General features: G+C 70.0%; 13 protein-coding genes. 3 read left to right on the forward strand and 10 right to left on the reverse strand.

The features are described from left to right. Positions 1–72: 72 nt before the first annotated feature. Positions 73–1,257, forward strand: a complete 1,185-nt coding sequence (locus AC1DF3_RS04850) for an amylo-alpha-1,6-glucosidase (RefSeq protein ID WP_286530504.1) — start codon at positions 73–75, stop codon at positions 1,255–1,257. 1 nt (position 1,258) lies between these two features. Here AC1DF3_RS04850 and AC1DF3_RS04855 read toward each other — a convergent pair whose 3' ends face one another. The 9 genes from AC1DF3_RS04855 to glgB all read right to left on the reverse strand — a co-directional run bounded on the left by AC1DF3_RS04855 (position 1,259) and on the right by glgB (position 19,219). Then, positions 1,259–1,687 (reverse strand): hypothetical protein, encoded by a 429-nt coding sequence (locus AC1DF3_RS04855; RefSeq protein ID WP_478138983.1) that lies wholly within the window; start codon positions 1,685–1,687, stop codon positions 1,259–1,261. Positions 1,688–1,735: 48 nt separating this feature from the next. After that, complete coding sequence (locus AC1DF3_RS04860; protein WP_286530500.1) at positions 1,736–2,014, reverse strand: hypothetical protein; 279 nt, start codon at positions 2,012–2,014, stop codon at positions 1,736–1,738. A 102-nt stretch (positions 2,015–2,116) separates the two neighbouring features. Then, positions 2,117–7,144 carry a malto-oligosyltrehalose synthase gene (gene treY, locus AC1DF3_RS04865; protein ID WP_478138984.1) on the reverse strand — a complete coding sequence of 1,676 codons (5,028 nt, stop codon included), beginning with the start codon at positions 7,142–7,144 and terminating at the stop codon, positions 2,117–2,119. After that, positions 7,137–8,990, reverse strand: a complete 1,854-nt coding sequence (gene treZ, locus AC1DF3_RS04870; protein WP_478138985.1) for a malto-oligosyltrehalose trehalohydrolase — start codon at positions 8,988–8,990, stop codon at positions 7,137–7,139. Before treZ ends, treY begins: the two co-directional genes overlap by 8 nt. Then, positions 8,987–11,122, reverse strand: coding sequence for a glycogen debranching protein GlgX (glgX, locus tag AC1DF3_RS04875; RefSeq protein WP_478138986.1), 2,136 nt, complete (start codon positions 11,120–11,122; stop codon positions 8,987–8,989). Before glgX ends, treZ begins: the two co-directional genes overlap by 4 nt. Continuing rightward, positions 11,119–11,892 carry a mechanosensitive ion channel family protein gene (locus AC1DF3_RS04880; protein ID WP_286530494.1) on the reverse strand — a complete coding sequence of 258 codons (774 nt, stop codon included), beginning with the start codon at positions 11,890–11,892 and terminating at the stop codon, positions 11,119–11,121. The genes glgX and AC1DF3_RS04880 overlap by 4 nt, the downstream gene beginning before the upstream one ends. A 33-nt stretch (positions 11,893–11,925) precedes the next feature. Further along, positions 11,926–15,255 (reverse strand): maltose alpha-D-glucosyltransferase, encoded by a 3,330-nt coding sequence (gene treS, locus AC1DF3_RS04885; protein WP_286530492.1) that lies wholly within the window; start codon positions 15,253–15,255, stop codon positions 11,926–11,928. A 15-nt stretch (positions 15,256–15,270) separates the two neighbouring features. Further along, positions 15,271–17,331: an alpha-1,4-glucan--maltose-1-phosphate maltosyltransferase gene (locus tag AC1DF3_RS04890; protein WP_286530490.1), complete on the reverse strand. Its 2,061-nt coding sequence runs from the start codon at positions 17,329–17,331 to the stop codon at positions 15,271–15,273. Beyond that, positions 17,324–19,219 carry a 1,4-alpha-glucan branching protein GlgB gene (glgB, locus tag AC1DF3_RS04895; RefSeq protein WP_286530488.1) on the reverse strand — a complete coding sequence of 632 codons (1,896 nt, stop codon included), beginning with the start codon at positions 19,217–19,219 and terminating at the stop codon, positions 17,324–17,326. The genes AC1DF3_RS04890 and glgB overlap by 8 nt, the downstream gene beginning before the upstream one ends. A 218-nt stretch (positions 19,220–19,437) precedes the next feature. Here glgB and AC1DF3_RS04900 point away from each other — a divergent pair, with 218 nt between their 5' ends. Continuing rightward, entirely contained in the window at positions 19,438–19,659 is a 222-nt protein-coding gene (locus AC1DF3_RS04900; protein WP_286530487.1) for a hypothetical protein, read from the forward strand. A 284-nt stretch (positions 19,660–19,943) separates the two neighbouring features. Beyond that, on the forward strand, positions 19,944–20,234 hold the full coding sequence (locus tag AC1DF3_RS04905) for a hypothetical protein (RefSeq protein ID WP_286530485.1): 291 nt from the start codon (positions 19,944–19,946) through the stop codon (positions 20,232–20,234). Between the two features lie 3 nt (positions 20,235–20,237). On the opposite strand, the gene AC1DF3_RS04910 is transcribed toward AC1DF3_RS04905, so the two are convergent. Further along, the gene (locus AC1DF3_RS04910) at positions 20,238–22,205 is read right to left on the reverse strand and encodes a hybrid sensor histidine kinase/response regulator (protein ID WP_286530483.1); all 1,968 of its coding nucleotides are present in this window, start codon (positions 22,203–22,205) and stop codon (positions 20,238–20,240) included. Positions 22,206–22,281 lie beyond the last annotated feature (76 nt).

Consider the following 22,281-nt stretch of genomic DNA (forward strand, 5'->3'; position numbering starts at 1 on the left):
CGCCGGGGCAGGTGCCCGCGCCTGCCGCGAGAATGCGTGCTCCGCCGCTGGTTGGCGGCGAATCACGAACGCATGACCTACCCCGATGCCCCCACGCTCGCGCAGATCGATGCCTGCGCCGAAGCCTCGCTCGACCTCCTGCAGCGCAACCTGACGCCGCACGGCATCCTCGCGGCTACCCGCACCGAGGCGGCGGTGGCCCGGCGCTACACGCGCATCTTCGGACGCGATGCCGCCATCTGCGTGATGGCGATGTGCGGCAGCGGCGTGCCGGCGCTGGAGCAGGGCGCGGTAGCCAGCCTCGACGCGCTGGCGGCGCAGCAAGCCGGCAACGGCCAGATTCCCAAGTACGTCGATCCCGAGGGCCGCGATGCCGACTTCTGGTACCTGGGATGCATCGACGCCACCCTGTGGTGGCTGATCGCGGTGGACCATGTGCGGCGCCACGGCCAGGTCGGCGCCTCGCACTGGCAGGCGGAGGTGGATCGCGCGCTCGGCTGGCTGCTGGCGCAGGAGCACCAGCACTTCCGGCTGCTGCAGCAGAACGAGGCCAGCGACTGGGCCGACATCATGCCGCGTTCCGGCTATGTGCTGTACACCAATGCCCTGTGGTACGAGGTCAAGCGCCGCTTTGCGCTCGACCATGCCGAGGCCACGCTGCATCACTCCAACCACCTGTTCAACCCGTTCCAGCGCGACCTGCCCGAGTACCATCGGGCGCGCCTGCTGCGGCACTATGCGCGTCGCGGCCGGCGCGATCCCGGCCTCTATCTCAGCTTCGTGAATCTCGCGGTCGTCGGCGACGAGGGCGACGTGTTCGGCAACGTGCTTGCGATCCAGAGCGGGCTGGCCGACGCCTCGATGGCGCGCCGCATCGTGGACACCATCGCCGCCGCGGGCGCCGGCGATCCCTATCCGGTGCGCGTGGTGCTGCATCCGTTGTCGCGCCAGCACGAGCTCTGGCGGCCCTACATGGCGCGCCATCAGCAGAACATGGTCCACCAGTACCACAACGGCGGCATCTGGCCCTTCGTGGGCGGCTTCTGGGTCCTGGCGCTGGCCCGCCTGGGCTTGGAGGCGCAAGCCTGGTCCGATCTGGCCCGGCTGGCGAAGGTGAACGCGCTCGACGACTGGCGCTTCACCGAGTGGTTCCACGGCCGGACGCTGGCGCCCATGGGCATGCCCGGCCAGAGCTGGAACGCGGCCACCTTCCTGCTCGCCCGGCGCGCCTTGACGGGCGGCGCGGCGGCCTGGTGAGTCAGCCGGGGGACGACGGCGCCGGCCCGACCCGTCCGAGGTAGCGCGCAGCTTCGCCCGCTGTCATCTGGGCCTCGATCTGCGCGAGCTCCAGGCGTTCGAAGTCATGGGAGATCCATTCAAACAGGCGGGAAGGCGGCATGCGGTCGAGCGGGTCCTGGTCGCTCCAGCCCTGCAGCCGCTGCGGCGCGCTCTGGAGCAGCAGCTGGAGGAACTGGGCACGGGCCAGCATCACCTCGGAGCGCTCCTTGTCGTCCAGCACGGCAAAAAGGCGCAGCGCCAGGCGTTCCCGGGCGGAGATGCGCGCGGGCACCTCCGGCTCCTTCGAACGGCCGCCGGCAACGCCCGACAGCTGGCTGCAGCTGAAACGGATCCTGGCTTGCGACAGCTGCTGGAGCAGCTGCAGCAATTGCAGGGCGGTGGGCGTCATGGCGCCGATTTCATGTCCGGCTGGCGGGGGCGCCCGTAGGACTCGGCCTCAGTGGCAGACGCCGATGTCCGACGTTTCGAAGTCGGCCGTTTCCAGTCGCACCGGCCGGCCCTGGGTCTCGCGATGGCGGGCGAGAGCCAGTGCGTTGATCAGGTCGGCGTTCATCAGATAGGCGTCGACCAGGCTGTCGCCGCCGCCGCAGGCGCCGAACAGGTCTCGCAGCGGGTCTTCGGCGATCTCGACGATGCAGCGCTCGCCGTCCGGGCCCTCGGGATGGATGGCGAAGCGAACGCTCGCCGTGTCGAAACAGTAGATGGCTTGGGTCATGTGCCTTGTCTCCGCGTCGGTGCGTGAGAGCACCGGGGAAGGATTATCAGACCGATGGCGATGCGGGAGCGGCACCGCACGCATTGCAATGTAGGCCGGCGCTTACAGTGGCTGCACCCGCGTCAGTACGGCGCCCGGAAAGGACTGCAGCACGCTCGCCAGTGCAAGTTGCGGGCCGCCAGGCGGGCGCCGCAGGCCCGTCACTTCGTCGTCCATCGCCACGGTTCCGAGGCCGGCGGGCAGCTGTACACAGGTGTCGCCCCAGCCGGCCTCTCCGAGCCGTGCGAACAGGCGCACCACGATCACAACCAGCGCCCGGTCGTCGTGGCGGCGGGCGAAGGCGATGACGTGGCCGGCGCGTTCGCCGCGCACCTCGAGCGGCTCGTAGCTGCCATGCCGGAACAGCGCGGGCCAGCGCTGACGCAAGGCGAGCAGCCGCCAGGTCAGCCACAGCTTGGCCCGGCCGTCCGACGGCGTGGCCGCGAATCCGCTGACGGCCTGCGCCAGCGCGCTGCCGGAGGCGGCGGCCGCCAGTGCCTGCATGGCCTCCAGGAGGCGCTCGCGCTCGCCGTAGTCCACCGGCCGACGGTTGTCCGGATCGACCAGGCTGCGATCGATGAGTTCGCAGCCCTGGTACAGGTCGGGCACCCCGGGCGAGCTGTATTTGAGCAGCGTGAGGCTGACGCCGTTGAGCGCACCGAAGCGGTCGAGCGTGCCCACCACGCGCCCCAGGTCGGCCAGGAAGGCATTGTCGGGCCGCGGCGCCAGCACACCGCGCACGAAGCGTTCCAGCGCCTCTTCGTAGGCGGCATCGGGCCGGGTCCAGCTGGTGCCCGTCTTGCCTTCCCGGGCGGCCTTGTGCATGTAGCGCACGATGCGGTCCGCATAGGCGTCCGGTGCCTCGGGGTCGGAGGGCGCCACCGGCATCGTGCCCAGCAGCGTCTGGTAGAGCAGGTACTCGTGCACGGCCAGGACCGGGCCGCGCAGCGGCGAATTGAAGCGCGCCCAGCGCCGCAGCGCCAGCCGCCACAGGCCAGGCATCTCGGACAGCACGTCGATGCGCAGCCGCACGTCCTCGGCCCGCTTGTTGTCGTGGGTCGAGGTGGCCAGCATGGTCTGCGGCCAGCGCCGCTGACGGTCGCCGCTGGCTTCGTGGAAGGCTGCCACCGAAACGCCGAGCCGGTCGGGCTCGCCGCCGACCTCGTTGGCCGAGGCGAGCGGAAAGTAGCGGTAGAACGCCGTGTCCTCGACCCCCTTGGCCGCCACCGGCGCGCTGAACTGCTGGAAGCGGCGGGCGAAGCGCAGTGCCTTCCGGCGTGCCGCCCCGCCGGGTGTGGGGGCTCGCCCCAGCAGCGCTTCGCGCACGAACTCGAACACCGAGGGGTCGGGCAGCGCCAGCCGTTCGCGTGCCGCATCGATCGCCTGGTCGATGAAATGCCGATCCTGCTCGCTGACCTGCTCGTCGTTGTAGGTGCGATAGACCGTGAGGCTCGCCGCGACGGTCGCCAGCACCTCGCGCAGCGTGTTGAGCGTGTGGTCGCGGGTGCTGCGATGGGCCTTGCCGATGGCCAGCAGCGCGATAGCGAGTACCTCGAGGTCGGAGGCCAGCGTCACGCCGGCCACCTCGCGCTTGGCCTGGTAGACGATCTCTTCGAACGGTGCGCACTGCCCGGTGAAATTGCGCCAGATCCGCTTCAGCCGGTCGGCGGCGCGCTCGTCCACCAGCACCGCGTTGGCCAGGTTGGCGAAACGGTAGCCGGTGGTGCCGTGGACCGCCCACGACTCCGGCACCTCCTCGTTCGGCGCCGCGATCTTCTCGGCCACTACGTAGAGCGGCCGGTCGGGGCGGCCGTCGGCATCGACGCCGCGCGGCGGCAGGCCGGCGCGGGCGACGAAGCCGTCCTGCAGCCGTTCGAAATAGCGCGCCGGGTCCTGCAGCCCGTCGGGATGGTCGATGCGCAGCCCGTCGACCCAGCCGCGCGCGGCCAGGTCGAGCGCCATCGCATGCGTCGCCTCGAACACCGAACGGCGCTCGTTGCGCAGCGCCGCGAGTTCGTTGACGTCGAAGAAGCGCCGGTAGTTGATCTCGTCGGCCGCCGCCCGCCAGTGGGCCAGCCGCCAGGCCTGCGCCTCCAGCAGCCGATGCAGGGCCTCGCGTTGCTGCGGTCCGTTGAGCGCCTCGACAACGGCCGCGATCGCCTCCGCCACCGCGGGCCGGGCGGCCGCGAGCAGCGCCAGCTGGGCCTTGAGCAGCTGGCTGTCGCGCGCGCGCTCGGCCACGGCCCTGGGCTTGGTGCGGTGCATGCCGGGCAGATGGCGCAGCGCGGTGGCGATGCCGGCCAGCGGAGCGCTGGCGTCGCCCGCGCCGAGGTGTGCGCAGGCGCGCTCGAGCACGGCGGCGGTGCTTTCCGGGGCCAGCGGAAAGCGGTGCTCGAAGTAGCCGATGGCGAACTCGCCGGACTCGGCGTCCCACTGCAGCGACAGCTCGCCGCGTTCGAGCACCCGGCCGTAGGCGTCGCCGAGCACCGGCAGCATCACCTTGCCCGCCAGGTTCGGTGTCAGCGGCTGCCAGTCGATGTCGAAGTGGCGCGCAAAGCGCGAGGCCATGCCGTGCGCCAGCACGTCGGACCACCAGGCGTTGTCGTTGCCGAGCACCCCCATGTGGTTGGGCACCAGGTCGATCAGCTGGCCCATGCCATGGGCCCTCAGCGTCTTCGTCAGGCGCTCGAACGCGGCCAGGCCGCCGAGCTCGGGATTGATCTCGTCATGGGCCACGACGTCGTAGCCGTGCATGCTGCCGGGGCGGGCGCGATGGATCGGCGAACAATAGACGTGGCTGATGCCGAGCCGCGCGAGGTAGGGCACGATGCGCGCGGCATCGTCGAAAGTGAAGCCGCTGTGCAGCTGCAGCCGGTAGGTGGCGCGCGGCACGCGGGTGCCGGTCGGCGGGCTGGCCGCGTCGCGCGGCCGGCTCCGGGCGATGGCGGCGCACAGCCGCAGCACCGGCGTCCGGGCCCACAGGTCCTTCGGACCGCCGCCGTACTTGCGCTGCCAGTTGGGATGCTGGAAGGTGGTGCCGGGCAGGTTGGCCTGCTCCACCTCGCCGAGCGCGTCCTCGAGCTGCGCCATCATCACGCACGAAGGCGCCGCCGCCAGGAAGGCATGCACGGCCGCCACGGCATCGGCATCCAGCGTGCCAGCCACGGCCGCGGCCACGCTGTCTTGCGGCAGCGCCTGCTGCTGCCGCACGGCGTCGAGCAGGCCCGCGCGATCGCGCTTGCGCTGCTCGACCTGCTGCTCATAGGCCGCGGCGTCGGGAATCAGCCCCAGCTCGAAGCGCAGGCGCAGGTCATGGGCCGACCACCAGCCCGCGAGCGTCGGCAGGTCGTGGGTGCTGACCGCCACCACCGCTTCGCGCGGCCAGGACGCCGGTGCCCGGAAGGCACCGTCGGCCTCGCGCTCGAAGTACAGCAGCCGGTACGACTGCACGCCGCGGGTGCGCATCGCGTCGCGCATCGCGTCCGGCACGGTGCCGAGGTCCTCGCCGATCACCAGGCAGCGGTGGCGCTGGCTTTCCAGCGCCAGGATGGCCATCAGTTCGTCGACCGGATAGGCCACGTAGCTGCCGTCGCGCGGCGTGCCGGCGGCCGGGATCCAGAACAGGCGCATCAGCATCATCACGTGGTCGATGCGGATCGCGCCGGCGCCGCGCATGTTGGCACGCAGGGCCTCGATGAAGACGGCGTGCCGGCCTTCGCGCAGCCGGTCCGGGCGAAGCGGCGGCAGGCCCCAGTCCTGGCCCTGGGTGTTGAAGGCGTCGGGCGGTGCGCCCACCCGCACGTCGAGCGCGAAGCTGTGGCGATGGCGCCAGGCGTCCGAGCCGCCGCGGTCGACCGAGACCGCCAGGTCGAGGTAGAGGCCGACCGCCATGCCGAGTTCGGCGCAGCGCGCCGCCGCCGCTTCGAGCTGCCGGGCGGCCTGCCATTGCAGGTAGGCGTGGTAGCCGATGCGCTCGGCATGTTCGGCGGCAAAGGCGGCGACGGCGGCATTGCCCGGATCGCGATAGGCCTCGGGCCAGGCTGGCCAGCCCCAGACGCTGGCATCGGCCGCGTGCAGGTGCGCCTGCAGCGCCTCGAACAGCGCGTGCTGCTGCAAGGCGACGCCACCGCGCTGCCGGAAGAGTGCCAGCGCGGCGACTTCCGCATCGTCCGCCGCGCGCTCGAGGAAGCGCCGGTAGAGCAGCTCCAGCACCTCTTGCTTGGCGGTCGAGACGCCTTCGTGGTCGATCAACGGCGCCGCGCGCAGGCCGGCCAGCCGGGCCTGGAAGGCCGGCGAGCGCACGCGCCGCTGCGCCGCGGGCGAGGCCCGGAAATCCGGCACCGCCTCGACATCGATGTAGAGCGGGTTGAGCTGGCCCCGCGACGAGGGGCTGTACGGGCTCTGGTGCGCGGGGTTGTGCGCGAACAGCGCGTGCAGGGGATTGAGCCCGACCACGTCCGCGCCCGCACGGGCGGCGCCGACGACGAAGTCGGCCAGATCGCTGAAATCGCCGAAGCCCCAGTTGCGCTCCGAGCGCAGCGAATGCAATTGCAGCGTGAAGCCCCAGAGCCGGCCGCCGCGCTCCAGCCAGGCCGGCTGGTGGCAGCGCGCGGGGGCGCAGACCAGCAGGGCATCGCCGGGTTGGTCCACGATGCGCAGGCGGTGGTAGCCGGCGGGCAGCGCCAGCGCGATCGGCAGCCGGTAGCGGCGGTAGCTGGTGCCCTCGATCTCGGCCTGCGCATCGACTTCCAGGGCGGCGGTGTCGACGGCGCCCTGGTGGCAGGCGCCGCTCTCGTCGTCCACCTGCCATTCGATCCGCGTGATTGACGCCGGCAGTTGCAGCATCACGCTGAAGTGGTCGCTGCCGGCCGCGACCGATTGAACCGGCGGCAGTGCGTGCTGCCACGACCGGCGCTCGGCGGCCGCCTCGGCGGCGGCGGGACCGACATCCGCCGGCAGGAAGCCGGCATCGCGCAGCAGTGCCGCGAGCCCCTCGGGCGCGACCCGATGCCAATGGCCAACGACGTCGTGGTAGCCGGTCGCCACGCCGTGGTGTTCGCAGAGACGCTGCAGCGCCTCTGCCTCATCCATCGCCGGGCTCCTCGAGCGTGGCGCAAACGCCGCCCCTGGGCAGGCGCAGCAGGCCGCCGGGGGGCGCCGCATCGTCGACCCGCAGCCGGTGGATCACGCGGCCGGGCGGCCAGGCCAGCTCGGCGTCGTCGGCGCCGAAATTGGCGACCAGGTGCAACAGGACGCCAGGGCCGTCGTCGGCGCCGAGCCGCCACGCCAGCCGCAAGGCATCGCCTTCGCAGGACCACTGGTGCGCGCGTGCGCCGTCGGCGAGGCGGGGCATGAGTTCGGCGCGCCGGACCCGCAGCAGCTCCCGCGTGATGGCCAGCGCGGCGGCGTGGGGTGCCTGCGCCGCCTGCTTCGCATCGAGGCGCGAATCGGCGAAGGTGGCGGGGTCGTTGGGATCGGGAATGCGGGCCTGCGCCGCCTCGCCGGCAAAGGCGGCGAAGCGGCCGAACTCGGCGCGCCGGCCGGCCGTGACCGCGGCCGCCAGCTCGGGTCCGAAGTCGCAGAAGAATTGGAACGGCGTGGTCGCCGCGTATTCCTCGCCCATGAACAGCATCGGCGTGTGCGGCGACAGCAGCACGCAGCTGCGGGCGGCCATCACCAGCAGCGGGTCGGCGAGGGCATCGATGCGCTCGCCCATGGCGCGGTTGCCGACCTGGTCGTGGGTCTGCAGGAACGAGACGAAGGCGCCCAGCGGCAGGTGGGTGCAGGGTTCGCCGCGGGCCTCGCCGCCACGAAACGCGGAGGGCTGCCCGCTGTAGATGAAGCCCTGCGCCAGCGCCAGCCCGAACTGTTCGAGCGGCCGCGACGCATAGTCGGCGTAGTAGCCGTCGGTCTCGCCGGTCAGGAGCACATGCGCCGCATGGTGCAGGTCGTCGTTCCATTGGGCGGTGGCGGCCAGCGGCGCACCGTCGTCGCCGCGTTCGAGCCGGTGCGCCTGGTTGAGGTCGTTCTCGAGCACCACGTGGACCTGCCGGCGGCGGCCCGGGCCCTGTCGCAGTGCGTTGCAGATCTCCTCGACGATCGGCGGCGTCGAATCGTCGCGGATGGCATGCACCGCGTCCATCCGCAGGCCATCGAAGCCGTACTCTTCGATCCAGTAGAGCGCGTTGTGGACGAAGAAGTCGCGCACGGTGCGGGCACCGGCGCCGTCGAAGTTGATCGCCGCGCCCCACGGCGTCTGGTGGGCCGGGTTGAAGAATTCCGGGCAGTAGGCCGGCAGGTAGTTGCCTTCGGGACCAAGGTGGTTGTAGACCACGTCCAGCAGCACCATCAGCCCCAGCGCGTGGGCACTCTCCACGAAGCGCCGGAGGTCGTCAGGAGTGCCGTAGCTGGCGTCCGGCGCGAAGGGCAGCACGCCGTCGTAGCCCCAGTTGCGGTGCCCCGGGAAATCGGCGAGCGGCATCAGCTCGACCGCCGTGATGCCGAGTTCGGCGAGGCCGGGGAGGCGGTCCCGGGCCGCCGCCAAGGTGCCTTCGGGCGTGAAGGTGCCGAGGTGCAGTTCGTAGACCACGGCCTCGTGCCAGGGCCGGCCGGTCCAGTCCGCGTCGCGCCATGCGTACGCCCCCGGGTCGACCACCTCGCTCGGGCCGTGGACGTCGTCGGGGTTCAGCCGCGAGGCGGGGTCGGGCACGCGCAGGCCGTCGGGCAGGCGGTAGCGATAGCGGTCGCCCGCCGCCGCCCGCGCCAGCCGGGCCTCGTGCCAGCCGTCCTCGGCGCGCTGCATCGCGTGGTCCTGCCAGCCGTCACCGCGCGCCCGTTCGAGCACCACCCGCTCGATCGAGGGCGCCCAGAGCCGGAAGCGCACGCCGCCCTCCGCCAGCACCTCGGCGCCGAAGGGCATCGCGTGGCGGCGCTTCATGAGGCGCCCAGGCTGCGGCGCAGCAGCGCCAGCGAACGGCCCTGCAGCGGATAGGTGGCCTCGGCCAGCAGCAGCGACAACGCGGTCTCGCGGGCGGTGTCGACCATCCGGGTCCAGCGGTCGCCCGGACGGGTCGGCATCGTGAAGGGCACGGGGTCGTGGTAGGCGTTGAGCAGCAGCAGGAAGTCGTCGTCGCGCTGCGGCTCGCCGCGCGGGCCGACGTCGGTGATGCCGGTGCCCGAGAACAGCATGCCGAGGCAGCGCACGTGCTCGCCTTCCCAGTCGGGCGGCGTCATCTCCTGGCCGTCGGGCCGCAGCCAGACCACATCCTTGGTCTCGCTGTCGCCGGCCGGCTGGCCGCGGAAGAAACTGCGGCGCCGGAACGACGGATGCTCGCGCCTGACGCGGATCAGGCGGGCGACGAAATCGCGCAGCGAGTCGGCCTCGGGCCGCGGCGTCCAGTCGAGCCAGCCGAGCGCGTTGTCCTGGCAGTAGACGTTGTTGTTGCCGTTTTGCGTGTGGCCGCGCTCGTCGCCCGCCAGCAGCATCGGCACCCCCTGCGACAGCAGCAGGGTGGCCAGGAAGTTGCGCTTCTGGCGTTCGCGCAGGGCGTTGATCTCGGGGTCGTCGGTGGGTCCCTCGGCGCCGCAGTTCCAGGACATGTTGTTGCTGTTGCCGTCGCGGTTGTCCTCGCCGTTGGCCTCGTTGTGCTTGTCGTTGTAGGAGACCAGGTCGTGCAAGGTGAAGCCGTCGTGGGCGGTGATGAAATTGATGCTCGCGTGCGGCCCCTTGCCCGACCAGCCGTACAGGTCCTGCGAGCCGGCCAGCCGGTGGGCGACGTCGCCCACCACGCCGGCGTCGCCCTTCCACCAGCCTCGCAGGCCGTCGCGGTAGCGGTCGTTCCACTCGGCCCAGCCGGGCGGGAAGTTGCCCACCTGGTAGCCGCCATGGCCCAGGTCCCAGGGTTCGGCGATGAGCTTGACCTGGTTCAGCGTCGGGTCCTGGCGGATGGCGTCGAAGAAGCCGCCGAGGTTCTCGACCTTGCCGGCCTCGCGCGCCAGCGCCGAGGCGAGGTCGAAGCGGAAGCCGTCGACATGCATTTCTTCGGCCCAGTAGCGCAGCGAGTCCATCACCAGCTGCAGTGCGCGCGGCTGCTCCAGGTTGACCGTGTTGCCGCAGCCGGTGAAGTCGTCGTAGTAGCGCGGCTGCTCGGCATTGGCGATGTAGTAGGAGGCGTTGTCGACGCCCCGCATCGACAAGGTGGGCCCGAGATGGTTGCCCTCGCAGGTGTGGTTGTAGACGACGTCGAGGATCACCTCGATGCCGGCCGAGTGCAGGGTCTTGACCAGGGTCTTGAACTCCTTCACCTTGCCCGAGGCGCTGTAGCGCACTTCGGGCGCGAAATAGGCCAGCGTGTTGTAGCCCCAGTAGTTCTGCAGGCCCTGTTCGGCCAGGTGGCGGTCGTTCAGGAAGGCATGCACCGGCAGCAGCTCGACGGTGGTCACGCCGAGGCGCTGCAGGTAGTCGATGACCGGTGCGCAGCCGAGCGCCGCGTAGGTGCCGCGCAGCGGCTCGGGCACGGCCGGGTGCTGCATGGTGAAGCCGCGCACGTGCAGCTCGTAGATCACCATGTCCTGCCATGGCACCTCGGGCCGGCGGTCGTCGCCCCAGGTGAAGGCGGTCTCGAGCACCCGGCCCTTGGGCATGAAGGCGGCGCTGTCGCGGCGGTCGAAGGACAGGTCCTGGCGCTTGCTGCCGACCGAATAGCCGTACAGCGCGTCACCCCACCGCAGCTCGCCGACCAGGTCCTTCGCATAGGGGTCGAGCAGCAGCTTGTTCGGATTGAAGCGATGGCCCTGCTCGGGCTTGTAGGGGCCGTGGATGCGCAGGCCATAGGCCATGCCGGGGCGTGCCTCGGGCAGGTAGCAGTGCCAGACGTCGTTGGTGCGCTCGCGCAGCACGATGCGCTGCCGCTCGTGGCGGCCCTTGTCGTCGAAGATGCAGAGCTCGGCTTTCTCGCCGTGCTTGGAGAACACCGCGAAATTGACACCCTGGCCGTCCCAGGTGGCGCCCAGCGGGTAGGGCTTGCCGGGCCAGACGGCGGACAGCGGGGTGTGCGGGTGCTTGGTCATGGATGCGGGCGGTCGTCGTGCAAGTTCTGCGCCGGGCGGGCCGGCCATGGGTTGGAGGCTGGGGTCACGGCCGGGGCGCGCGGCGCCGGGCGCTCGGGCGGCCGCTTCTTCTTCGGCCACCAGTCCTCGATCCGGTCGGCTGCCCAGTCCTTGCCGGCCAGGCCGAAGGCCAGCGCCAGGGCGAACACGACGCCGCCGAGGATGATCAGGAAGCTCTGGCGCACGATGTCGCCGCCGATCTTGACCTGGTCGAGCGCGATCAGCACCACGAACAGCAAGATTGCGTACTGCGCCACCTTGCCCAGCAGCAAGGCGTCCTGGATGCCCGCATGGCGGCCATAGGTGGTCACGGCGTCGCCCACGAACTTGGCGAAGTAGGCCCCGAAGGCCAGCACCAGCATGGCCACGAAGACATTCGGCACGAACCACATCACGCGGGCGAGCAGGTCGGTGACGTAGCTCAGGCCCAGCCCGTTGAAGGCCACCACCAGCGAGGCCAGGATCACCATCCAGTAGGCCAGGGCGCCGAAGACCACGGTCGAGTCCGTCACCATGCCGCCCTGACGCAGGAAGTTGTCGATGCCGGCGCGCTCGGTCAGCACGTGGAAATTGATCGCATGCAGCCCGCGGATGACCGCGAAGCGCACCACCTTGGCGATCAGCCAGCCCGCGATCACGACCAGGGTCGCGAACACCAGCCGCGGCACGAAGGCGCCGATCTGGAACAGGAAGGCGCGCAGCGGCTCGAGGTAGAACGTCAGGGTGTCCATGGAAGCTCTCCGGGAGATTGGGGGGTCGGTCGCTCAGGCGCTCGCCGGGCCGTGGCCCTCGAGCAGCGCCAGGATGCCCTGCAGCGGCACCGGCACCCAGTCGACCCGGTTGCCGAGTTCGTAGCGCAGTTCGTAGAGGGCCTTCTCGAGTTCGAACAGGCGCAGCAGCGGCGGGTCGACCGCGCCGGCCTCGGGCGCCAGCGCCGCGGCGTAGCCGTCCAGGAAGGCTGCGCGGGTCTCGCGTTCCCAGTCGCGGGCGTCGGCGTCGAGCCGGGCCAGTTCGCCCGCGTTCTGCGCCGCGCGCCGCAGTGCACTCCAGCGCGCGTAGTTGAAGGAGCGCAGCATGCCGGCGACATCGCGCAGCGGCGATTGCTTGGCACGGCGCTCCTCGATCGAACGCGCCGGTTCGCCCTCGAAGTCGATGATCACGAAGTCGTTGCGGGCCAACAGCACCTGGCCCAGGTGGTAGTCGCCATGGAAGCGCGAGCGCCAGCCCGCACCGCCCTGGAGCGGCAGGGCATCGACGAAGGCCTCGATCGCGCCGGGGCGCTCCAGCAGCCGGCGCGCATCCTCTTGCGTCGCCTGTGGCAGCCCGGCCAGATGTTCGCGCAATTGGACCAGCGTCGCCTGTCCCTGCGCGCGCACGCTGTCGCGCATCGCGCGCCGGTCGGGCTCGGTCATCGGTTCGGGATCGAAGGCCGGATTGCCGGTGCGCCGGCCGAGCGCGTTGTGCAGCTCCGCGGTGCGGCGGCCCAGGATCGCGATCAGGGCCAGGAAGGCCCCGTGCGGCGCGTCGGGCCGAGGGCCGTCGGCGTCGCGCAGTTCGGTCAGCACGCGCTCCAGGTAGTCCAGCGTCCAGCTCCATCCATCGCCCTGGTTCGGCACGTAGGCCTGCAGCAGCGCGAGGGTGAACACGCTGCCGTCGTCGCCCAGGTATTCGAGCGCGCCGGCCACCGGCACGCCGTGCAGGAAGCCGGCCTCCTCGGTCAGGAAACGCCCCATCTCGAGTTCGGGGTTGATGCCGCGGCGCAGCTGGCGGTAGCCCTTGAGGAACAGGGTCTCGCCGAGGGTCACGACGGTGTTGCTGCTCATGGCGGTCGGCCGGCTGACCGGCAGGTCCTGGATCGCGGAGAGCACCAGCTCGCGGCCCAGCGAGGTGGGCCGGAAATGCAGGCGGCCGTGCGCGGTCCGCATCTCGGTGTCGCCGACGATGCCGCGCACCAGCGCGCGGCAGAAGGCCTCGTCGAAGAAGGCGTCGCCCATCACGCCCACGTTGGCCTTTTGCCGGACCTTGGCGATGGCGGCCGGCTGCAGGCATTTCATGCGCTCTTCGTCGCGGTCTTCCCAGGCCAGCGCGAGCGGCATGAAATACGTCGCGGCCTCGGGCAGCCCCTCCAGATCGAGCAGCGGCAGCATCCAGCTCAGCCCGTCGATGTCCCAGATCGCCGAGTCCGCCAGCCGGGCCCGCGCGATGCGGCTGCCCTTGGACGCGTACCAGCGCTGGGCTTCGATGTGCGGTGGCAGCGTATCGGTCTCGAACTGCTTGATCAGCCGGTCCGCGAAGCCGATGCGCCAGGGCATCACGCGGTCCTTGAGCAGGCTGGTCCAGCCGTCGAACAGCACGATGACCGGGCGGTCGAGCAGCGCCACGCCCTCCTGGTGCCAGCTCGGCATCGGTGCCTCGTCGGCCAGCTTGAACCAGTAGAAGCCATGCGAGGGCAGGGTCAGCAGGTAGGGCAGTTCGCCGATCGGCGGGAACGAGGTGCGTCCGAGCATCTCGACCGGCACCCGGCCCTTGAAGGCCGAGAGGTCGAGCTCGACCGGCTGCGCGGCACGCGACAAATTGAACACCGACAGGATCGCGTCGTCGTCGTGCTCGCTGATGTAGGCGAGGATCTTCCGGTTGCCGGGCTTCAGGAAGGTGCGCTTGCCGCGGCCGAAGGCGCGGCTGGTCTTGCGCACCGCGAGCATCCGGCGGGTCCAGTGCAGCAGCGAGCTCTTGTCGCGCAGCTGGGCCTCGACGTTGACCGCCTCGTAGCCGTACATCGCATCCATGATCGGGGGCAGGTAGAGCCGCTGCGGGTCGGCGCGCGAGAAGCCGGCGTTGCGGTCGGGGCTCCATTGCATGGGGGTTCGAACGCCGTTGCGGTCGCCGACGAAGACGTTGTCGCCCATGCCGATCTCGTCGCCGTAGTAGATGATCGGCGAGCCCGGCATCGACAGCAGCATGCTGTTCATGAGCTTGATGCGGTCCTTGTCGTTGTCCATGAGCGGCGCGAGGCGGCGCCGGATGCCCAGGTTGATGCGCGCCTGCATGTCGGCCGCGTAGGTCGTGTACATGTAGTCGCGTTCGCGGTTGGTCACCATCTCCAGGGTCAGCTCGTCGTGGTTGCGCAGGAAGATCGCCCATTGGCAGCCTTCGGGGATCTCCGGCGTCTGCTGCAAAATTTCGACGATCGGGTCCCGGTCTTCCTGCGCGATCGCCATGTACATGCGCGGCATCAGGGGGAAGTGATAGGCCATGTGGCACTCGTCGCCATCGCCGAAATACTCGCGCACGTCTTCCGGCCACATGTTGGCCTCGGCCAGCAGGAAGCGGTCCTTGTAGTTGGCGTCGATCGCCGCCCGCAGGGCCTTGATGACCACGTGGGTCTCGGGCAGGTTCTCGTTCGAGGTGCCGTCGCGCTCGATCAGGTAGGGAATGGCGTCGAGGCGGAAGCCGTCGACCCCCATGTCGAGCCAGAAGCGCATGGTGCGGAACACCGCCTCGAGCACCTGCGGGTTGTCGAAGTTGAGGTCCGGCTGGTGGCTGAAGAAGCGGTGCCAGAAGTAGGCCTTGGCGACCGGGTCCCAGGTCCAGTTCGACTTCTCGGTGTCGGTGAAGATGATGCGCGTGCCCTGGTAGAGCTGGTCGGTGTCGCTCCAGACGTAGAAGTCGCGCTCGGGCGACCCCGGCGGCGCCATGCGCGCCGCCTGGAACCACGGATGGGCGTCCGAGGTGTGGTTGATGACCAGTTCGATCACCACCCGCAGTTCGCGCTTGTGGGCCTCCTCGAGCATGTCCTTGAAATCCTGCAAGCTGCCGTACTGCGGATGCACGTCCTCGTAGGCCGCGATGTCGTAGCCGTCGTCGCGCAGCGGCGACGGGTAGAAGGGCATCAGCCACAGCGTGTTGACGCCCAGGTCCTTCACGTAGTCGAGCTTGCTCGTCAGGCCCTGGAAGTCGCCGACGCCGTCGCCGTTGGAGTCGACGAAGGCCTTGACGTTGCACTGGTAGATCACCGCGTCGCGGTACCAGGTCGGGTCGCCCGAGGTGTCGATCTCGGTGGTTTCGAGCGCCAGTTTCGGCACGGGAGCATTCATGCGGCTTCCTGTTGCTCAGAGGTAGTAGTCGAAGTCGCGCTCGTCGCGCAGCCGGCGGCGTACCACCAGCACGTGTGCCGGCACGCGCTCGGGCTCGAGGCGGATGAAGTGCCGTCCGCCCTGCCAGCTGAAGCGCTGGTCGGTCAACAGGTCGTGCATCTGGAACGGCTGGTCGCGCGGCACGTCGACCTCCGAGGGGTCCAGCGAGAGGAAGCCCCACTGGGCGTTGTGCGGGTCGAGGTTGACGATCGTCACCACGACATTGCGGCCATCGTCGGAAGCCTTGAGATAGGCGATCAGCTGGTCGTTGTCGATGTCCAGGAAGCGCAGGCTGCGGTCGGACTGCAGGGCCGCGTTGCCCTGCCGGATGCGGTTGACCCGGGCGATGAAGGGCCGCAGGCCGCTGTCGGGATCCCAGTCCCAGTGGCGCAGCTGATATTTCTCCGAGTCGAGATACTCCTCGCTCGCAGGGCCGCGCGGCAGGTGCTCGAGCAGTTCGAAGGCCGGGCCGTAGATGCCGTAGCTGGCGGCCAGCGTGGCGGCCAGCACCAGCCGCAGCCTGAACATCGCCTCCTCGCCGCCCTGCAGCGCGGCGTGCAGTATGTCCGGCGTGTTGGGCCAGACGTTGGGCCGGAAGTAGTCCGCGCCCGGGCCCTGCGCGAGTTCGGTGAAATAGTCCGTGAGTTCGGCCTTGGTGTTGCGCCAGGTGAAGTAGGTGTAGGACTGCGTGAAGCCCAGCTTGGCGAGGCGATGCATGACCTTCGGCCGGGTGAAGGCCTCGGCCAGGAAGATCAGTTCGGGGTGTGCCCGCTTGCATTCGGTGATCGCCCATTCCCAGAACGCGAACGACTTGGTGTGCGGGTTGTCGACCCGGAAGATCGTCACGCCCTCGGCGATCCAGTGGTCGAGCACGCTCTTGAGTTCGCACCAGAGGCCCTGCCAGTCTTCGCTCTCGAAGTTGAAGGGATAGATGTCCTGGTACTTCTTCGGCGGGTTCTCGGCGTATTGCACGCTGCCGTCGGGCCGCCAGCGGAACCACTGGGGATGCGCCTTCACGTAGGGATGGTCGGGTGCGCACTGGAAGGCGATGTCCATCGCGATCTCGAGCCCCCGGGCCCGGGCCGCGGCGACCAGGTGGCGGAAGTCCTCCGGCGTCCCGAGGGCGGGCAAAATCGCCTTGTGGCCGCCCTCGGCGGCGCCGATCGCCCAGGGGCTGCCGACGTCGCCCGGCTCGGTGTCGAGCGCGTTGTTGCGGCCCTTGCGCTGCAGGCGGCCGATCGGATGGATCGGCGGGAAGTACAGCACGTCGAAGCCCATGGCCGCGACCAGCGGCAGCCGCGCCTCGACATCGCGCAGGGTGCCGTGGGCACCGGGCGCGTCGCCGGCCGAGCGCGGGAACAGTTCGTACCAGGTGCTGAAGCGGGCCCGCTCCCGATCGGCGACCAGGGGCAGGTCGGCGCCGTAGCGGGCCTCCAGCCGGCGGTCCGGATAGCGGCCCGCGGTGACCGCCAGGTCCTCGTCGAGCGCCAGCGCCTTCAGCGCCGCCGCCTCCAGCGCCGGGTCCTGGGCGCCCTGTTCGAGCGCCAGGGCCCAATCCTCGAGCGCCTCCCGTTCGGTGCCCGCCGCGCGTGCGGCGGCGGCCCGGATTTCAAGTGCGCCGACCCGCGCCGCCAGCCGGATGTCGTCGGCATCGACCCGCCGCACCAGTTCGTGGCGCCACGACTCGAAGGCGTCGACCCAGGCCACCACCGTGTAGCGGTAGCGCCCGGCCATGGGCGGCACGAAGTCCGCATGCCACTCGTCGTTGTAGCGAAGCTTCATCGGCAACTCGCGGCGGCGGGCCTCGCCGTCTTTCCACCACTGAAGCATCACGCGCGGCGCGTCGTGGCCGTCGGTGAACACATGGGCCGTCACCCGGAAGTGCTCGCCCGCCACGCACTTGGCGGCGAAGCGGCCGCCGTCCACCGCCGGCAGCACCGCATCGACGACGGCGCGGCTGCGGCCGTCGGGCGTGTCGATCGCGAAGGGAGGCTGGGGCTCGGCCGGCGTCGAGCTCGGCAGCAGTCCATCAGGCATCGGCAACCGCCTTCAGATAGAGGGTGGACAACGGCGGCAGGGTCAGGCTGAGCGCCTGCCTGTGGCCATGCGAAGGCACGGGTGCGGCCTCGACCTCGCCGAGATTTCCCCAACCCGCGCCGCCGAAGGCGAGCGTATCGCTGTTGAGCAGTTCGCGCCAGATGCCGCCGCTGGGCACGCCCAGCCGGTAGTTGCGCCGTGGCACCGGCGTCAGGTTGCAGACCACCAGCACGGCCTCGCCGTTGCGGGCCCGGCGCAGGAAGGCGATCACGCTCTGCGACTGGTCGTCGGCCTCGATCCACTCGAAGCCGTCGGGCGAGGCATCGAGCTCGTGCAGCGCCCGCTCGCTGCGATAGAGCCGGTTGAGCTCGCCCACCAGGTGCTGGACGCCGCGGTGCGCCGGCAGTTCGGCCTGCTGCCACTCCAGCTGGCCCTCGTGCGTCCACTCGCGCCGCTGGGCGAATTCGCCACCCATGAACAGCAGCTTCTTGCCGGGATGCGCCCACATGTAGCCATACAGCAGGCGCAGGTTGGCGAACTGCTGCCAGGTGTCGCCGGGCATCTTGCCGATCAGCGACCCCTTGCCGTACACCACCTCGTCGTGCGACAGCGGCAGCACGAAGTTCTCGCTGAAGGCGTAGACCATCGAGAAGGTCAGGCGGTGGTGGTGGAAGCGGCGATGCACCGGGTCTTCCTTCATGAAGGCCAGGGTGTCGTGCATCCAGCCCATGTTCCATTTCATGCCGAAGCCGAGGCCGCCCATCTCGATCGGCCGCGACACGCGGGGCCAGGCGGTCGATTCCTCGGCCACCGTGAAGGTGTCGGGGTGCTCGCGGTAGACCGCCCGGTTGAGTTCGTTGAGGAAGGTGATGGCCTCGAGGTTCTCGCGCCCGCCGTGCCGGTTGGGGATCCATTCGCCTTCCTTGCGCGCGTAGTCCAGGTACAGCATCGAGGCGACCGCGTCCACGCGCAGGCCGTCGATGTGGTAGCGGTCGAGCCAGAACAGGGCCGACGAGACCAGGAAGCTGCGGACCTCGTTGCGCCCGTAGTTGAAGATCGCCGAGTGCCACTCGGGATGGAAGCCCTGGCGCGGATCGGCGTGTTCGTAGAGGTGGGTGCCGTCGAAGACGGACAGTCCGTGGGCGTCGTCGGGAAAGTGCGACGGAACCCAGTCGAGCACCACGCCGATGCCGCGCTGGTGCAGGTGGTCGACGAAGTCCATGAAGTCCTGCGGCGTGCCGTAGCGTGCGGTGGGCGCGAAATAGCCGGTCGTCTGGTAGCCCCACGAGCCGTAGAACGGATGCTCGGTGACCGGCATCAATTCGACATGGGTGAAGCCCAGCGACACCACGTGCTCGGCGAGCGGTCGCGCGAGCTCGCGATAGTTGGGCAGTGCGCCATCCGGACGCCGCCAGGAGCCCGGATGCACCTCGTAGATCGAGATCGGCGCGTCGAGGCGGTTGCGCTCGGCGCGCGTCCGCATCCAGTGGTCGTCGCCCCAGTCATGCGCGAGCGACCAGAGCCGCGAGGCGGTGGCCGGCGGCGCTTCGCTCAGGAGGGCCAGGGGGTCGGCCTTTTCCAGCACGCGGCCGCCCTCGGCGACGATCCGGAACTTGTACGCCTGGCCGTGGCGGGCGAGTGCGCTGCGCCCTTCCCAGACGCCGGTGCTGTCGGCGCGGACGATCAGCGGGTCGGCCCGCGGGTCCCAGGCGTTCCAGTCGCCGATCACCGACACCGATCGCGCATTGGGCGCCCAGACCGCAAAGGTGGCGCCGAGGCCGTCGGCGACCAGGCGGCCGCCCAAGTGCTCGTGGAGACGGGCGTGCGTGCCTTCCCCGAGCAGGTAGGCGTCCGTGTCGCCGAAGGTGGAATCGGGGGAACGAGACATGGAGGTCGATGAGCCGGCCGGGGTCGGCCTCTGCGGCAAAACTCGGGTTTAGGCGATGCGGCCGGAGGTGAAATGCGTCAAAGCACCCGTCCTCCTGTCGGACAGCGACTCGATGCCGAAGAAAGGCCTGCGGCAGCCCGGGAAACTGAAACGCAACGTTGCAAACGGCCCGGCTGCCGATCGATGGCGTTAAATTGGAGCGCCAAGGAGGAAGTGCCATGGCATATCCGACGAGCCCCCATCTCGCCTCGTCTGCGCCCGACCCGGTGATGCAGCCGGTCCTGGCCTTTCAGCAGGCCTTTTTCACCGGGCTGCTGCAACTCCAGCAAATGCAGCTCCAGATGATGACCGCGTGGCAGCGGCCGTTCAGTACTGCTTCACAGGAAGTGTGGGATGTGTGGGTGGCGCATTTCGGAGGCGGCGTGCCCATCGACGCCTGAGGCGTGTCGCCGGTCCGCGGATGACCAAGTATTGCAGTTCCTGCCATACCCCGAACCCGGAACGCGCGCGTCGTTGCCGCGGATGTGGCGGCAGGTTTTCCGGCATTCGCACGCCCACCTTCGGCTTCGACAGCACGCGCCTCGAAGCGGCCGAGACCGCCTGGCCCCCGCCTGGGCGGCACGAATCACCCGGGAAGTCTCCAGGTCATGCAGCGGCGCCCGGCGCGCGCAAGCCCAGGACCAGGCGCTCGACCCCTGTCGCGGCCGTCGTCGCCAAGCTGGCTGTGCTCGCCGCGTTGGCCGGGGCGGGCGTGCTGGTGGCGCAGGTCGTGCCTGTGGACCAATGGGGCCAGGCGATCGCCCGATGGATCGAGCCGGCGGCGAGAGCGCCGGCAGCGCCTGGACGGCAGGCGGCGCGGTCGACGCCGCCACCGGCCGCCGAGGCCCCCGCGACCTCGGCGGCCGCCGTGCTCGACGCACTCGGCATCGATCCCGCGCGCATCGCCGGCCCGCCTCCGGTCGATGCGCCCGCCATCGGGCCGGTCGATCCGGATGCGGCGAGCCGCTCGCGTTGACGTTCAGGTGTCTTCCTGCCCCTGGGCCTCGCGGGTTCGGCGCACGCCCTGCGAGATCGCGTGTGCCAGCTGCGCCATGTCGAAGGGCTTCGAGAGCTTGACGGTGGAGGGGTGCAGGTCGCCTGGTTGCTCGGCGAAGCCCGAGGCGAGGATCATCGGCAACGAGGGGTTGTTCTTGCGCAAGGCCTCGACGAGGTGCGCGCCGCTCATGCCCGGCATCACCTGGTCCGAAATGACCAGGTCGATGTGTGGCGCTGCCCGGGCCATGGTCAACGCCTCTTCGGCGCTCGAGGCCGCGAGCACCGAATGGCCCAGGTCCTCCAGCATGGAGGCCGTCCCGGCGAGAACCAGGGGGTCGTCGTCGACGGCCAGGACCAGCATGGGCGCCAGGGACGCGGCTTCCGTCGGCACCGAGGCCATCGGGGCGGCAGCGGGCAGGGCCTGCGAATTCGCCGAAGCCACGGGAAGCCACAGGGTGGCGGTCGTCCCCACACCCTCGGTGCTCTCGAGAACGAACTTGCCGCCCGACTGGACCGCGAGTCCGTGCACCATGGCCAGGCCCAGGCCGGTGCCCTTGCCGACGCCCTTGGTCGTGAAGAACGGTTCGAGCGCGCGCGCCAGCGTCGCGGCGTCCATGCCGGTGCCGCTGTCGGTCATCGAGAGTCGCAGGTAGGCGCCCGGCGCCAGGTGGTCGGCCAAGGTGCACGCCACCTCGGATGCCGCGAACCGGAGCCGGCCCCCTTCGGGCATCGCGTCGCGTGCATTCACCGCCAGGTTGAGCAGGGCCAGCTCCAGCTGGTGCGCATCCACCAGCACCGGTCGCAGTGCCGGCTCGAACGCTTCCTCGATGTGGATGGTGGCCCCGAGCGTGCGCTCGAGCATGTCCTTCATGCCGTCGACCAGCGCCGGGATGTCGACCGCGGCCGGCTGCAGGTCCTGGCGGCGCGCGAAGGCCAGCATCCGCTGGGTGAGGGAGGCGCCTCGCTTGGCCGCCGACACCGCGTTCTCGACCAGGCGCAGCAGCTTGTCGTCGCCTGCGACCCGGCGCCGCAGCAGTTCGAGGCTGGTGAGCACGACCATCAGGAGGTTGTTGAAGTCGTGCGCGACGCCGCCGGTGAGCTGGCCGATCGCGTCGAGCTTCTGCGACTGGAACAGCGCTTCGCGCGCCTGTTCGAGCGCCAGCTGCGCGTTGCGCTTCTCGGTGATGTCGCGCGTCACCTTCGCGAAGCCGATCACCTGGCCGTTCGGGCCGTAGATCGGGTCGATGACCACGTTGGCCCAGAACGTCGAGCCGTCCTTGCGCACCCGCCACCCTTCGCCTTCGAAGCGGCCTTCGGCGGCGGCCGTCGCCAGCGCTTGGGCGGGAATCCCGCGCTCCCGGTCTTCGGGACGGTAGAAGCGCGAGAAGTGGGTGCCGATGATCTCGCGCGGCGCGTAGCCCTTGATGCGCTGCGCGCCGGCATTCCAGTTGGTGACGATGCCGTCGGCGTCGAGCATGAAGATCGCGTAGTCGGTCACCGCCTGCACCAGCAGGCTGAACTGCTCTTCGCTCTTCATCAGGGCGTCTTCGGCCGCCTTGCGCTCGCTGAGGTCGCGGGTCACCTTGGCGTAGCCGATGAGCTCGCCCCCGGGCGCGCGGATCGGGCGGACCACGACTTGCGCCCAGAAGCGATGGCCGTCCTTGCGGACGCGCCAGCCCTGGGATTCGAAGCGGCCTTCCTGCCGGGCCATCGTCAGCGCATGGTCCGGCATCCCGTTGCGCACGTCTTCCGGGAGATAGAAGGTCGAAAAGTGCTTGCCGATGATTTCGGACGCAGTGAAGCCCTTCAGTCGTTCGGCACCCGAGTTCCAGCTGACGACGATGCCGTCAGGGTTCAGCATGTAGATCGCGTAGTCGACGACCGCATCCACCAACAGCCGATACCGCTCCTCGGTCTGGATGCTCGAACCGGCATTTGAAAGGTAATCCACTGGCGCCCTTCGCTTTCACCGGATTATGTGCGGGTCGTCCTCGATAGCGTGCGCATGTAACATTTTGTGCGGTTTC

Source organism: Variovorax sp. 10N432, assembly GCF_056394465.1.